Origin of the sequence: Methylocystis sp. WRRC1, assembly GCF_020733155.1 — a bacterium.
In the GTDB taxonomy this organism is placed as follows: domain Bacteria; phylum Pseudomonadota; class Alphaproteobacteria; order Rhizobiales; family Beijerinckiaceae; genus Methylocystis.
In genome coordinates, this window is record NZ_JAJFZJ010000001.1 from 3,924,573 (window position 1) to 3,939,548 (window position 14,976).

The 14,976-nt window shown below is 63.3% G+C and carries 10 protein-coding genes; 1 reads left to right on the plus strand and 9 read right to left on the minus strand.

Features of this window, described 5'->3' with window-relative positions:
* Window positions 1-52 precede the first annotated feature (52 nt).
* From LG047_RS19120 to LG047_RS19150, 7 genes are all read right to left on the minus strand, one after another.
* A complete protein-coding gene (locus LG047_RS19120; RefSeq protein WP_227968313.1) occupies window positions 53-1,699 on the minus strand; it encodes an ABC transporter ATP-binding protein in 1,647 nt (548 codons plus the stop codon).
* Window positions 1,699-2,859: an ABC transporter permease gene (locus tag LG047_RS19125; RefSeq protein ID WP_036281011.1), complete on the minus strand. Its 1,161-nt coding sequence runs from the start codon at window positions 2,857-2,859 to the stop codon at window positions 1,699-1,701. The genes LG047_RS19120 and LG047_RS19125 overlap by 1 nt, the downstream gene beginning before the upstream one ends.
* Window positions 2,860-2,862: 3 nt before the next feature.
* Entirely contained in the window at window positions 2,863-3,975 is a 1,113-nt protein-coding gene (locus LG047_RS19130) for a microcin C ABC transporter permease YejB (RefSeq protein WP_036281013.1), read from the minus strand.
* 3 nt (window positions 3,976-3,978) lie between these two features.
* Window positions 3,979-5,895: an extracellular solute-binding protein gene (locus LG047_RS19135; protein WP_227968316.1), complete on the minus strand. Its 1,917-nt coding sequence runs from the start codon at window positions 5,893-5,895 to the stop codon at window positions 3,979-3,981.
* A gap of 101 nt (window positions 5,896-5,996) precedes the next feature.
* Window positions 5,997-8,105 (minus strand): exopolysaccharide transport family protein, encoded by a 2,109-nt coding sequence (locus tag LG047_RS19140; RefSeq protein WP_227968317.1) that lies wholly within the window; start codon window positions 8,103-8,105, stop codon window positions 5,997-5,999.
* 80 nt (window positions 8,106-8,185) lie between these two features.
* Window positions 8,186-9,205 (minus strand): glycoside hydrolase family 5 protein, encoded by a 1,020-nt coding sequence (locus tag LG047_RS19145; RefSeq protein WP_227968318.1) that lies wholly within the window; start codon window positions 9,203-9,205, stop codon window positions 8,186-8,188.
* Complete coding sequence (locus tag LG047_RS19150) at window positions 9,202-10,554, minus strand: O-antigen ligase (protein WP_227968320.1); 1,353 nt, start codon at window positions 10,552-10,554, stop codon at window positions 9,202-9,204. The genes LG047_RS19145 and LG047_RS19150 overlap by 4 nt, the downstream gene beginning before the upstream one ends.
* Before the next feature lie 193 nt (window positions 10,555-10,747).
* Between LG047_RS19150 and LG047_RS19155 the strand changes: the two genes are divergently transcribed.
* Window positions 10,748-12,136, plus strand: a complete 1,389-nt coding sequence (locus tag LG047_RS19155; RefSeq protein WP_227968322.1) for a lipopolysaccharide biosynthesis protein — start codon at window positions 10,748-10,750, stop codon at window positions 12,134-12,136.
* A gap of 18 nt (window positions 12,137-12,154) precedes the next feature.
* Here the strand turns inward: LG047_RS19155 and LG047_RS19160 are convergent, their stop codons facing one another.
* The gene (locus LG047_RS19160) at window positions 12,155-13,717 is read right to left on the minus strand and encodes a hypothetical protein (protein WP_227968323.1); all 1,563 of its coding nucleotides are present in this window, start codon (window positions 13,715-13,717) and stop codon (window positions 12,155-12,157) included.
* Complete coding sequence (locus LG047_RS19165; protein ID WP_227968325.1) at window positions 13,714-14,832, minus strand: glycosyltransferase family 4 protein; 1,119 nt, start codon at window positions 14,830-14,832, stop codon at window positions 13,714-13,716. The genes LG047_RS19160 and LG047_RS19165 overlap by 4 nt, the downstream gene beginning before the upstream one ends.
* Window positions 14,833-14,976 lie beyond the last annotated feature (144 nt).

Here is a 14,976-nt window from a genome sequence, read left to right on the forward strand (position 1 = left end):
GTTGAGCTTGAACTTCGCAGGAAGGGCGCGGTCAGGCAAGATTACCAGAACACTAATTTTTATTGTTACTTACGGAATTGTCATCGAGCGCCTCGGCCTGATTACGGAACGCCGCCGCAAACAATGCGCGCGTGTATTCCTTCTGGGGCTGCGCAAACACCTGCGCCGCCGGACCCTCCTCGACAACCTTTCCATGCCGCATGACGATGAGATGGGCGGCGAGCGCTTTCACAACACGCAGGTCGTGGCTGATGAAAAGATAGGCGAGCGAACGTCGTCGTTGCAGGTCGCGCAGCAGGTCGATTATCTGCGCCTGAACGGACATGTCGAGCGCCGACGTCGGCTCGTCGAGCACGACGAATTTCGGCTCCAGCACCATCGCACGCGCGATGGCGATGCGTTGTCGCTGGCCGCCCGAAAATTCGTGAGGATAGCGATCCATCGTCGCGGGATCGAGGCCGGTCTCCTTGAGCGCGCGCGCGACGATCTCGCGTCTCTGGTCGAGCGTGAGTTCGGGCCGCTGGACGGTGAGACCCTCGGCGACGATCTCCGCCACCGACATGCGCGGCGACAGCGAACCGTAAGGATCCTGAAACACGATCTGCATGTCGCGCCGGAGGGGGCGCATTTCGGCGACGCTGTCGCCATCGATGCGCTGGCCGAGAAACACGATCGGCCCTTCCGAGCGAATGAGCCGCAGCAGTGCGAGCGCGAGAGTCGTCTTGCCCGAGCCGGACTCGCCGACGACGCCGACCGTCGCGCCTTCGCGCACCGCCACAGTCACGCCGTCGACCGCCTTCACGTGATCGACGGTGCGCCGCATGAAGCCGCGCTTGATCGGGAACCAGACGCGAAGGTTGTCGGCGGAGACGACAACTGGCGCCTGCGCGTTTTCGATGATCGGATCGCCTTTCGGCTCGGCCGTCAGCAGCGCCTGCGTATAGGGATGGCTCGGAGCGGAGAAGACCGTCGCGACGTCGCCTTGCTCGACGATGCGGCCCTTCTGCATGACGCAGACCGTGTCGGCGAAGCGCCGCACGAGCCCAAGATCATGGGTGATGAACAGCATCGCCATGCCATAAGTCTGCTGAAGACGCTCGAGCAGGGCGAGGATCTGCGCCTGCACGGTGACGTCGAGCGCTGTCGTCGGCTCGTCGGCAATGAGAAGATCCGGCTTGTTGGCGAGCGCCATGGCGATCATCACGCGCTGACGCTGGCCGCCGGAAAGCTGATGCGGATAGGCTCCGAGCCGCGCTTCCGGATTGGGGATGCCGACTTCCATCAGCAGTTCGATGACGCGCGCGCGCATGGCGTCGCGACCGCGCATGCCGTGAAGCTCGAGGATCTCGGCAATCTGCTGCTCGATCGTGTGCAGCGGATTGAGGGAAGTCATCGGCTCCTGAAAGACCATGGTGATGCGCGCGCCGCGAATGGCCCGCAGGCGGGCATCGGGGATCGTCAGCATGTTCTCGCCGTCGAAAAATGCTTCCCCCGCAGGGATCGCGCCCGGCGGCAGCAATCGCACGATCGACAGCGCGCTGATCGATTTGCCGGAGCCGGACTCGCCCACGAGCGCCAGCGTCTTGCCGCGCTCGAGCGAGAAAGAGACATTGTCGACGGCGATCGTCTCGCGACTTCCGTGCAGGAAGGAGACGGAAAGATTGCGGACATCGAGGAGAGGGGTGGTCTTTGCGTCCATTACCTGAACGTCTTTCTCGGATCGAAGGCGTCGCGCACGGCTTCGCCGATGAAGACGAGCAGCGACAGCATCAGCGCGATGATGGCGAAGCCGGTGAGGCCGAGCCACGGCGCCTGGAGATTGGATTTGCCCTGCAACAGCAACTCGCCGAGCGACGGCGACCCCGGCGGCAGGCCGAACCCCAGGAAGTCGAGCGCGGTGAGCGTCGTGATCGACGAATTGAGGATGAAGGGCAGGAAGGTCAGCGTCGCCACCGTGGCGTTGGGCAGCAGATGCCGCCAGATGATGCGGAAATTGGACAGCCCCAGCGCCCGCGCGGCGTTCACATATTCGAAATTGCGGGCGCGCAGGAATTCTGCTCGCACGACATGCACGAGCGACACCCAGGAGAAAAGCAGCAATATGCCGAGCAGCACGAAAAAGCCCGGCGTGAGGAACGACGAGATGATGATAAGCAGATAAAGCTGCGGCAGCGACGACCACACTTCGATGAAGCGCTGGAAGACGAGATCCACGCGCCCGCCGAAATAGCCCTGTATGGCCCCGGCGGCGACGCCGACGATGGAGGAGATCGTCGCAAGGATCAGGCCGAAGAGCACCGAGATACGGAAGCCGTAAAGGAGCCGCGCGACGACGTCGCGACCCTGATCGTCGGTGCCGAGCCAGTTGTATTCGAGCGCCGCGCAACCACGGTTCGGCTCGCCGGGCCGCAGTCCCTTGGCGGCGGCGATTTCGCATTGCTTCTGCGTCAGCATCCACGTCGGGGGCGACGGCGCCGGGGTCGGCAGTTCGAGGTTATGCGTGTCGTAAGAATAGCGGATCGGCGGCCAGAGCATCCAGCCGTGGGCCTTGATCTCATTGGCGATGACGGGATCGCGATAATCGGTGCGCGCGAGGAAGCCGCCGAATTTCTCTTCCGGATAGGTGACGAAGGCCGGAAAGAGCAACTCGCCCTTGTACCAAGCGAGGACGGGCCGGTCGTTGGCGAGGAAATTCGACGCCATCGACATGAGGAACATCGTCATGAAGATCCAGAAGGACCAGTAGCCGCGCCGGTTTGCCTTGAAATTATCGAGCCGGCGGCGGTCGAGCGGCGTCAGTCGAAGCCAGCCGCTGCGGGCGATGGGCGGGGCGAGGCGCATGTCAGTGGCGACGCTCATCTGTCAGACCTCCCGCGTCTCGAAATCGATGCGCGGATCGATCCAGGTGTAGGTGAGATCGGAGATGAGATTCACGACGAGGCCCAGCAGCGCGAAGATATAGAGGTTGGCGAAAACCACCGGATAGTCGCGGTTCACGATGCTTTCGAAAGAAAGATAGCCGAGGCCGTCGAGCGAGAAGATCGTCTCGATCAACACCGAGCCGGTGAGGAATGCATGCACGAAGGCGCCGGGGAAGCCCGCGATGACGATCAGCATGGCGTTGCGAAAGACGTGGCCGTAGAGCACACGGTTTTCGGTCAGCCCTTTCATCCGCGCCGTCTGCACATATTGCTTGCGGATCTCGTCGAGGAAGGAGTTTTTCGTCAAGAAGGTCTGCGTCGCGAAGGCGCCGAGCGTCATGGCGCTGACGGGCAGTGCGATGTGCCAGAGATAGTCGCCGATCTTCCCGATCAGAGACAGCTGGTCGAAATTGTCGGAGGTCAGCCCACGCAGCGGGAAAATCTGCCAGAAGGAGCCGCCCGCGAAAAGCACGATCAGCAGCATCGCAAACAGGAAGCTTGGGATGGCGTAGCCGACGATGATGAGATTCGACGTCCACATGTCGAATTTCGTGCCATCGCGCACCGCCTTTGCGATGCCGAGCGGAATGGAGATCGAATAGGAGAGCAGCGTCATCCACAGGCCGAGCGACATGGAGACAGGAAGCTTCTCCCCGATCAATTTGATCACCTTTTCGTCGCGGAAATAGCTGCGGCCGAAATCGAACATCGCGTAATTCTTCACCATCAGCAGGAAACGCTCCCAGGCCGGCTTGTCGAAACCGAACTGCTTTTCCAGTTCCGCGATGAATTTGGGGTCGAGCCCCTGCGCCCCGCGATATTTGGAGGCGGTTTCCGCCATCATCGGTCCAGCCTGGCTTGCGGCGCCCTGGCCCACGTCGCCGCCGCCGCCCGAGAAGCGGCCGGTGGCGCCGACGTCGAATCCCTGAAGTTGCGCGATGATGCGCTCGACAGGGCCGCCCGGCGCGAACTGCACGATAGCGAAGGAGATGAGCATGATGCCGAGGATCGTCGGGATCATCAGCAGCACGCGGCGTGCGATATAGGCGCCCATCAATCAGCGTCCCGTGAAGTTGATCTTGCGGGCTTTCTCTTCGTCCCACCACCATGTCCAGAGCACGCCGGTGTCGAATTTCGGCGGTCGCTCGGGCTGGCCGAAGAGATCCCAATAGGCGAAGCGATGCACCGGATTGTACCAATGCGGAATCCAGTAGCGCTGCGAACGTAGCGCCCGATCGAGCGCCCGGCAGCAGGTGACGAGCTCCTCGCGCGTTCCCGCCTGCAACGCTTTGTCCACCAGCGCATCGACTGCGGGATGGGAGACGCCGGCGAGATTGCGCGTCCCGTTCACATTGGCGGTCTTGGAGCTGAAATAGGCGTTGAGCTCCTCGCCCGGATTCCATCCCATCATCATGACGTCATGGACGATGTCGAAGTCGAAGTCCTCGAGCCGTTTCTTGTATTGGGCGGCGTCGACGATTCGGATGCGGGCGGTGACGCCGAGCAGCTTCAAATTCTTGACGAAGGGCTGCGTATGGCGCTCGAAGACGTTGGAATTGTCGAGAAACTCGAATTCCAGCGGCGTTCCGTCAGGAAGCAGCAGCACGCCGTCCTTGCGCGTGCAGCCGGCGGCGACGAACAGATCATTCGCCTTTTTCAGCAGGGCGCGATCCTGCCCGGAGCCGTCGGACACGGGCGAGACGAAGGGCTCGCCGAAAACCTCCGCCGGAAGCTGGTCGCGATAGGGCTCCAGCAGCGCTTTCTCTTCTTCGCTCGGCAATCCCTTCGCCGCCAGCTCTGAATTCTCGAAATAGGACGATATGCGCTTGTAGGCGTCATACATCAGGTTGCGGCTCGTCCATTCGTAGTCGAAAGCGTAGCCGATCGCCTCGCGCACGCGCGGGTCCCTGAAGACCTTGCGTCGCGTGTTGAACATCCATCCCTGAATGTTGGGAATGTTGTTGTTGGGCACGGTCGTGCGTTTGACGCGCCCGTCCTTGAAGGCGGGGAAGTCGTAGCCGGTGGCCCAGACGCGGGCGATATTTTCCTCGCGCTCGGTGAACGCCCCGGCCTTGAACGCCTCGAAAGCAACCTGGCTGTCGCCGAAATATTCGAAGCGGACGACGTCGAAATTGCCTTGGCCGATTACGATCGGCAGGTCCTTCGCCCAATAATCCTTGTTGCGGTGATAGGCGATGAAGCGGCCCTGTTCGAAATCGCCGACCTTGTAGGGTCCGGAGCCGAGCGGCGGCTCCAGCGTCGTCGCCTCGAAGTCGCGGTCCTTGTAATAGGCGCGCGAAAAGATGGGCTGGTTGGCGACATTGAGCGGCAGGTCGCGCGTGCGGCCCGGCGCGAATTTCACGACGAGAATGTCGTCCGCCTCGGCCTCTGCGCTCGTCACGTCGCGCAGCATCTGGCTGATGACCGGGTGGCCCTTGCTTTTAAGGATGTTGAGCGAGAAGGCGGCGTCATGCGCCGTGAGCGGCGAGCCGTCGTGGAAGCGCGCTTCCTTGCGCAGCAGGAAAGTGTAGGTGAGCTTGTCGGCCGAGATGCGAACCTTTTTCGCCACCAGCCCGTAATAGGCGTCGCGCTCGTCCAGGCTCTGGTTCATCAGCGTGTCGAAGACGAGCGACATGCCGGTCGCGGGATTTCCGCGCAGCACATAGGCGTTGAATGTGTCGTAGGTCGGGCTGGCCGGCGAAAGCGCGAGCGTGCCGCCCTTCGGCGCATTGGGGTTCACATAGCCAAAGTGCTTGAAGTCGGCGGGCTCTGCCAGATCGCCGAATGTCGAAAGTCCGTGGCTTTCAATTTCTCCGGGCGCCGCGATTTTCTCTACTTTTGCTCCGGCGTTTCCCGGCGGCTTGGCGATCGGTCTGGCGAAGGCGCCCGGCGTCAGCGCCGTCGCGGCGCCGAATGCGCCGGCGCGGATAAGGCGGCGGCGGGTCAGAGGGTAGGCGAAAGGAAAATCAGCCAAAATCGACCTCGGGCAGGGAAGGGGGGACGGCGCGACGCGCGGTCGATGATTCTGCCTGATTATGTAGCTTTTTCGCGGCGCCGCTAGTGGCTATCGTCCGCTCACGCCGCGTGCGCCATCTCGTCGCCGAGATTGGTCATCTGCCGCGACTGCTCCGGGTCGTAAAGGCGCAGGCGGGCCGCATCGGCCTTGTTGTAGAAGGCCGTTGCCTCGCGCAGATCGAGCCGGTCGAGCGCGAGATTTGCGTCGGCGGAGCTGGTCTTGTCCCACTCCACCAGAAAGACGGTGTGGTCCGCCTGCGCCGCGAGGAAGCGGGCGTGCGGGGCTTCGAGCGCCGGCGGCCCGTCGATGATCACGACGTCGAACCATTTGCGCGCCAGCTTGAGCGTCGCGCGCAGCGTCATGCCGCTCATCAGCCCGCCGATGGAGGTCTGCGGGTCGATCGTCCGGCCGCCGTAAGGCAGCAAAGTGTAGCCATCGGCAGGCTGCTCGATCAGCGCCCGGTTGAGGTCCTCGCCCGTGTCGAGAACGTCGAGCAGGCCGTAGCGCGGCCGTTTGACGTTCGGGGGGCGATCCGCCTCGATCAGCAGAACGCGGTCGCCGCCTTGCGCGAGAAAGGCCGCCATGTTCACGGCCACAGTCGAGCGGCCTTCGCCGCGCCGCGCCGAGGCGATCATGATGACGACGCCGTTCTCGCCGCCGGCGACAGGGCCGAGTTCGGCGCAGAGATCCGCAATCCAGGGGGTGATGTCGAGGACGAAGCCTTTTTCTTCATCCTTGGCCGGCGGCAGCAGTGGCGCGCAGCCGAGCACCTCGACGCCGCCGAGGCGCTTGGCCTGCGAGGCTGTCTTGAGGGTGTTGTGGCGCCATTCCCGGATGAAGGCGTAGAGCAGGCCCGTCACGAGCCCGATTCCTGCCGCGCCGCCGAAGATAACCATCATCGGCGGGGTGGTCTTGGTCGGCGGCAGCGCCGGAGAGACGATGCGGATGTCGCTCGGCTCGAGCCCCTTCACCTGCGCCAGCTGGCGTTGGCGGTTGAGGAGCTCCTCATACACTGCGCGTTCGGCCTTCGCTTCGCGGTCCAGCTCGGAGAGCTTGACGAGTTCAGGGCCGAGTTGCCCGCTTTCCGCCTGTGCGCTCCTGAGCTGGCTGGAAAGCGTCGCTTCGCGCTGCTCCGCCTCCAGATATTCAGTTCGCGCGGAGGCCATCATCCGGCCGATCTCGGCGCCGATCTGCCGGCGCACGTCGCCGATCTGCGCCTGAAGGCTCGCGACTTCGGGATGGCGCGGCCCGAGCACCGTAGCCTGATCGGCGGCCTGCCGCGACAGCCGCGCGTATTCGGAGCGCAAGGCGCTGAGCACCGTAGACTGCACCGTCTGAGGCAGATTGTCGCCTGCGCTCGCGCCGGCCTTTCGCAGCAGTTCATAGCGTGCGCGGGCTTCGGCCGTGCGCGCGCCGGCCAGCACCAGTTGCTGGTTCAATTCGTAGATGCGGCGTTCGAGCAGCGTGCTGCCCTGTCCGGCGTCCGTGATCTTCAGTTTCGCCTTGAGGTCGGCGGCGGCCTCTTCCGCGCGATTGGCGCGGTCCCGCAACTGCGACAGCCGCCCCTCGATCTCCTTCGCGGTCATTTCGCTTGCGCCGATGCGGAGCCTGGCTTGATCGTCGACGATGACCTGGGCGGCGGCGTTGGCGACCTTCGCGCTCTTTTCGGGCGAGGGCGAGCTGACTGTCACGTCGATGACATAAGTCGTGCCGCGGCGGCTGACGATGAGTTTCGAGGCCAGCTTTTCGATCGTCGACTGGCGCAGCGCCTCCTCGGTCGTTCCCTTGCCGGCGAAATAGCTGTCATGGGTGAGTTCGAGCTTGTCGACGACTGCGCCCATGAAGCCGTCGGACTTCGCGATCTGGACAATGCTCTCGATCGCGTTGAAATCCTGACCGATATTGGCGAGAACGCCCGAATTCTGAGTGATTTTCGCGGCGCGCGGGTCGACCATGATCACGGCGGTGGCCGAATATTGCCGCAGGAAATAGCCGAGCGCCAGCAGTGGCGCGGTGACGGCAAGCGCAACGAGCGCGATGCGCAGCGGATTGCGCCGAAGGAAGAGCAGCACGCCGGCAATCACCGCTCCGGGCGTCGGCGGATCGTCCTGTGCTTGTGTGGACGCTTGCGGAATGGTGCGGGCGAAGGGTCGCAAGGACGGACTCATGTCTTTGTCAACGCGAAACCCGGGACGGCGTTTGCGCGCCCGCATCATAAAATAGAGAAACTGTTAACCTTAAGTTACAGTTATCGCCTGTCCCCGGCGCCCGCGCCCATAAGCGCGTCGAGAAAGAGCTGTTTCCAGCGATGCGAGGCCGTGTCGAACAGCGCGAAATCATGGTCGAACTGCCAATAGGCCCAGCCCCAGCCGTGATTCTGCGCAGTCTGCGCGACATGCGCCATCCAGGCCGCGCGCGAGAGCGGCGGGGCGCTGTCATAGACGCCGAACTCCCCGAGATAGATCGGCCGTTTTTGCGCGGCCGCCGAGCGCGCCACGACCTCGAAATCCTCATCGACCTTGCGTCGCGATTCTTCCGCGCCCCAGGCGACGTCGCGCAATGAAGCGAGCTCGCTCGACCAGGGCGCGCCCTGATGGGTGAAGCGCATCGGCTCGTAATAATGAACGGTGACGATCAGATTGCGGTCCTGAGGAGGGATATCGAGCTTCTCGATGTCGTGGACGTCTCCCGCGTTCAGGGCGGCCACGATGACCGCTCGGTCCGGGTCGGCCGCGCGGATTTCGGCGAGCGCGGCGGCGAGCGCGTCATTCCATTCGGCGGCGCTCATATGGCCGCCGGGTTCGTTGAGGATTTCATAAACCACGCGCGGGCGCGCGCCGGCGTAGCGCTTCGCAATCTGCCGCCAGAAGGCGACAATCTTCTCCTTGCAGGCCGGAGGCGTCTGCTGGCACAGGGCGTTGTCGTGCTGGTCCAGCACGGCGGTCAGGCCCGCCGCGGTCGCGGCGTCGAGCACGCGGTCGAGGCGGGCGAGAACTTCCCCGTCCAGCCGATTCTTCGGGTCCATGAAGTGGAGCCCGAAGAAATTGATCCGCACATGATCAAATCCGGCGGCGCGGATCAGCCTGAAGTCGTCCATGCGGAAGGGCGCGTCTGTTTCGCCTTTCCATACGCCGTCATAACCCAGCACATTGACGCCGCGCCGGATCGCGAGCGAAGCGGGGGAGGGCGCCGGCTGCGCGGAGGCGGCGCAATGCAGGGAAAGCAGCGCGGCCAAGACCTTCAGGAACATTGCGGCGCGACGCGTCATCTTGCAGCGCCCATGCGTGTGCGTCCACGCGACCGGCGCGGCGCGGGCTCTTCGAAGCGAAGGCTTTCGGTCGCCTCCTGCGGCGCCGGCGCCGGCCGCGCGTAAACCAGCACGAAGCAGGTCAGCAGCATCGTTGCGGAGATGTTGGTGGAGCGCAGAAAGAACGTCTCCGTGAAATCGATGAAGAACAGCAGGCATGCGTAAACGAGAGACAGAGCTACATGCGGATCGAGCCGGCGCTCCTGCCGGATGCGTTCAAGAATCCGCAGGCCGAACATCAGCGCGCCGATGAGGAAGACGGCGAGCCCTGTCGCGCCGGTCTCCATCGCAATTGCGATGTATCCGTCGTGATAATTGTCGAGAAACCAGCCGTGCCGCTCGGTAAAGAGATCCTTGACCTCCGGGATCGTCCAGAAGCCGTTCAGCCCGAAGCCGAGCCACTTTCGATCCATGAAATAGCTGAGCGCATGTTGCCAGATGAAAGTGCGCTCGGTGAAATCGATCTCCTGACCGAAGAGCAGGAGATAGCGGTTGCCCGTCTTGACGAAATAGGCGATGAGCGCCGTCCCCAAGAGCCCCATGAAGAAAGGCGCGAAGGCCAGTATCCGCGTGAACGTCAGCGACAGGCCGGCGAGGTAAAGGCAACCCACCGCGAAGGCCGCGAGTCCGCCGCCGCCGCGCGAACCCGACATGACGATGCAGACCAGCGCGACGAGGGCGCCGAGAGCGTGATACAGGCCGCGCTGTGGCGTCAGCAGGCGGTAACAGGAGAAGAACAGGAACACCGCCGCCAGCACGCCGAGATTCTGCTTGGTGTAGAAAACGCCGTTCCACTGTCCGGCGTGCTGCCACGTCTTGAGCACGCCAATGTCCGGAATGAAAAGGGCGACTGCGATGGATGCGACGCAGAGGAAGAACTGGCCGAAAAACACGGCGTCGATGATGGCGTCGATGTCGAAAGTGCGCGTCAGCCGGTAGGCGCCGAAAGCGACAATCGCGAGTGCGGTGGCCTTTGGCAGACTGGCCATGAAATTCGTCGACCACAGCGGTGAAGCGACCGCGATCGCGTAGATGCCCAGCGCGACAAAAAGGCCGGGCCTCGGCGCGAGCCGAACGAGGACGCGCCGGAAATAGCTGACGACGACGACGACGGCCCACAGACCTACGCCGATATATTGCTGAAGGTTGGAGTCCTCCGAGACGGGGAGCACCTTGGGGTGCAGGTTCCCGTTCGAGAAAATCGATATGACGATCAGGCTGAAGAAGATCGCGGGCGTCGTCCAGGCGTTCGGCTCCGGGCGAGCGTCGGGCGGGGCGGTGGAGCCGGATGTAAGCTTCGAGCGTCGCATGGGAATTGGCTGGACGGCGCCGCGAATCGGCGCGCGCAACGGTTGCGTCCAAGCTAGTCGATTCCCGGCCTCGTGTCTCGCCTCGCCGCTGCGCCTTGTTTCTACTCGATAACCATTGTTCTCAGCTCTGCTGGCGCCCGAACGGTTCAAGTATTATGAACGTGACCTTGGCTTTAACAAAACCGCTGGGGCTATGGCGATCCTGACCTTCATCCGTGACCGGCTCGCCCGTCACAGGGCCGCCGTGGCGGCGGTTGTGGCGATGAGCATCAAGGCGGGCGGCGCGCTGCTCACCCTGACCGTATTTACGCTGGCCGCGCGGGCGATGTCCGCCGACGAGTTCGGGCGGCTTGCGATCTGGTTCAACGCGATGAGCTTCCTCGCGGTGGCCGCGGTCTTCGGCCAGGACACGCTGATCGCGCGAAACTTCGGCGAATACGCCGGCAAGGGCGATTACGCCCAGGCATGGGGCGCCTATCGTTTCGGCTGGCGGTGGACGCTTATCTCCGGGGCGGTCTTCGTCGCCGGGCTGATTGCGCTTGCGCCGCTCGTCTATCCCGACATTGCCCGGACGGCGTTGCTTGCTGGCGCCTTCTTTCTTTTCACCCAGACGGCGCTGCACTACTCGTCGCATTCGAGCCGCGTCGCCGTGAATATCGTCGTCTCCGAGACGAACCGGGAACTTAGCTGGCGCCTCGTTCTGCTCGCCGTCGTCATCTGGTCGGTCCTGCATCAGGGCCTTACGCCGGCGGAATTTTTCGCCGCTGCGGCAATCGGACAAATTCTGTCTCTCGGCGCCCAGCTCATATACATGCGCCGATCCTACAGGACGCATTCCGTCACGCTTCTGCGTGATGACGATCGCAAACACTGGTTCGCGCGCGGGCTTGCGATGTGGCAATCGGCGATGGTGGAGGCCGCGAGCCTCTATTTCGACGTGATGCTGATCGGCTATTTCGCCTCGCCGGCTGTGGCAGGCGATTATTTCGTGGCGGCGCGCATCGCGAATATCTTCATGATGGTGTTGACGGGTCTCAACACCTATTCGTTTTCGCACAGCGCCAATCTTTATTTCTCGGGACAGACCCAGAAACTGCAGGACATTCTCCGCATGCTCGTGCTGGTTGGGACGGCCATGGTCGCGCCGGTCTTGCTGCTGATCTATGTATTTGGCGTGCAAATACTGACGATTTTCGGCCAGCGCTATGCCGCCGTCTATCCGACGCTCGTCGTGCTGGCGACGGCCTGTTTCATCATGTCGATGAGCGGCTCGGCCTCGGTGATCCTGCTCACGACGGGGCATGAGAAGCTCTATTCCCGCGTCATCACTTACGCGACTCTGGCGCGCGTGGCGCTTACCGCTGTTCTCGCCTGGGCCTTTGGCGCATTCGGCGCCGCCTGCGGCTGGGCGTTGATCAATGCGCCGCTTTTCATGGCTCTCGCGGCGATCTGCCGCCGCGCCTGCGGGGTCGACACGAGCATCGTGAGCGTGCTGACCTATCTGCGCGCCCGGCCGCGCGAGAGCGCGACCTTGTCGACCGATGTCGCCGGCCCGGGCGAGAGCAAGCCAACGGCAAGCTGAGGCCCCGCCCCGACGCCTTCAGAGCAGGGCGGGCGCCAAAGGACTCTCCTGCGCTTCGACGTGGTGCAGCGCGCGAGCGTCGATGCGTTCGTGAACGATCCGGCGAAGGCCCAAATTTTTTGGCGTGAAGATCGCGCCGTCGATGCACTCGAGCCGGCCGCAGCGATTGAGGGTGTGAAGGCGCGCGCCCGGCCAGCCGGCGCCGGGCGCAACGAGCTTCACCGGCGTCTGAAGGAAGTTTTCTTCGTCCAGCTGGTCGATGCGCATGATGACGATGCGCTTGCCGTAGCCTTCGGAGCAATCCTGCACGGGCCGCAATAATACGCCGTTGCGGGAGACGACGGCTCCCGCCGGCCGCGCGTAACGCGAGTCGACGAGAACCGGATTCTGCGCATGTGCTCGCCACGGCCCGAAAAGGCTGTGCGCGTGATGCAGCGCCAGCGTATCGGAGTAGCCACCGACGCCGTCGCGCACGACCGATGTTATCCAGTAGCGGTCGCCATGGCGGAAGATGGTCGCGTCGGCCGCCTCGACGCCATCGAGCATTCGCGCGACAGGCTCCCATTTTCCCGGAAACGCCACGCAGCGATAGAGTGTGACGCCGCCGGAGGCCGAAGCTTCAGGCGCCATGTAGAGCTCGCCCTCATGCTCGATGAGAAAAGGGTAGGAAAGATGCCACGGCTCGACGAGCGCGGGCGTTGGTTCGCCAACCGGACCCGCGGCGTCGAATTCCTGAAAGTAGATTTCACCACGATCCGTGCGATAGTCGAGACGTTCATAGAAGACGCCGCTTCGACCGCGCCAGTGGATGGGAAATGGATCGGCGGCGAAATTCATCTCGCGATCCTGCATCACGCGCCATGCTGGGCCCGTGAGCGCTCCGGAATCGAAGACGTCGGGGCCGTCGACAAAACGCCATCCAACGCGCCAGTGCGGCGAGTGGCAGCAAAGATGATAAATCGCGCGCGCGCATCGAAAGGCTATGTTGCGCAAGGCGAAGGAGTACGGGTTGCGTGCGCGCTTTTCCGCCGCCGCGCTTGGCGTGTCGACAACTCGCGGGGGACAGGCGAGCGCCTGCTCGATGAGCACGATGACACGGGAAAACACCGCCTCCAGCCCGCCGGTCAGCCCATCGGCCGCTTCGAGCGAGGGAAGTCCCCATGCGACAATCGCGCCGCTTCCTGCGTCCTCTAGCGCTATGGTCGGCGCGCTCCCGCCAAGGAGCGACGCAATTGCATATTGATCCGACGAATGGCCGTCATAAAGCGGGCGCAAGACCCTTGCGCCGTGCGGCGCGGCGACGCCGCCGACCAGATCGATGACCACATCGGCTTGCAACGCCGCCGCCGAAATCGAACGCGCGTTCAGCGTATCGGTGAAGGTGGGCCGTCGCCTGCGCAACAGAAGACGCTCGAGCGACAGAAGCTGCTTGACCGCGCTTGGCCATTCCTCGCCGCCTTCTTCGAATCGAAATGCGACCTGCGCATGCGGCCAGCGCCGGGCGAGGCCGTCGCGCAGCCGCTTATGCCAGCGCATGAATCGAGCAGGCGAGATCGCGATTTCAATCGTCTGATATCTCATGGCGTTGGCCGTTCCATCAAACGCAGATATTCGTCCAACATCGCGTCCAGAGGGTAGCGCTCGGCAAGTCGCTTGCCGCGACCGGTAAGCGTCGCTTCGAGTTCGGGCTCGTCCAGAACGCGCCGGACGGCGCGGGCGAAGGCCTTTGTGTCGGCCGCGTCGACGAAGAGCGCGCAGGGCGCGCCGTCGACCGCGAGCACTTCGCGCAGCACATCGATATTGTTGGCGACGACGGGCGCGCCGGCTTGCGCCGCCTCGACCGGCGCGAGACCAAATGTTTCCGTCGAGCTGGGGAAGACGAAGCAATCCAGCGCGGCGAGAAAGGCGCCCATCTGCGCCGTATTCAGTTCGCCGAGGAAATGAACCCGTTCCGCAACGCCAAGCGAGTGCGCCAGCGCTTCGAGATCGCCGCGCGCCGCGCCCTGACCGGCAAGCGCGAGATGCTGCTCACGGTTTTCACTCAAAATCCGAATTGCGAGATCAACCTGCTTGAGCGGATGCAAACGCGCCGCGCAGCCGAGGAGTTCGACGTCCTGCGGCAGGCCGAAATGCCGGCGCGCGTCGGTCTTCGATATGGAGGCGGATTTGTCGAAGAAGCCGTGGTCGATGCGCTTGAGCCGGCGGCTGTAAGGCTTCGGATAATCCCGGTAAGCCGTCTCAGTTTGGGCCGAGTTGACGATGATATGGTCGTAAAATCCGACCATCCCCATCGCCTTGTCGAGGGCGCCGACGACCGCGGGAACCGTTTCCGGCGGCGACAGCTGATTGGCGATCACGAGCGGCGATCCCGCCAATCGCGCGACCGGCGCGCCGATGAGATTGCCGTAATGCTGCAATGTTACGACGACGTCCGGCTTCTCGGCGCGAAATTCCTCGAATAGTGCGCCGAGCATTTTGAGAAGGCCGAAGGGCGTCGACGGTCGCGCCTTCGCGCAGAAGACGACATTTTCCTCACCGTCAAAGCTTTCGGTCCGTCGAAAGAAGAAGATCTGCCGCGTGCGCCAGCCATGCTTCGCGAAGCCCAGCGCAAGCTGGCGCGCAATCTCCTGTGCGCCGGCGTTTTCGGCTTGCGTCTGCACGATGGCGACCGTTTTGGGCTTCTGCGGTTTGCTCAATGGCCTGACTTCTATCTTCGATGCGAAAGTCACGTCGTCCGTTGACGTCAAGCTGAAGTTTTCCAACAATCGGAAGTCGAGCGCCAGCCTTGCCTTTGGTCACGGTTAAACAGCTGACTAATTTTTACGATTTCCGCATTTTGT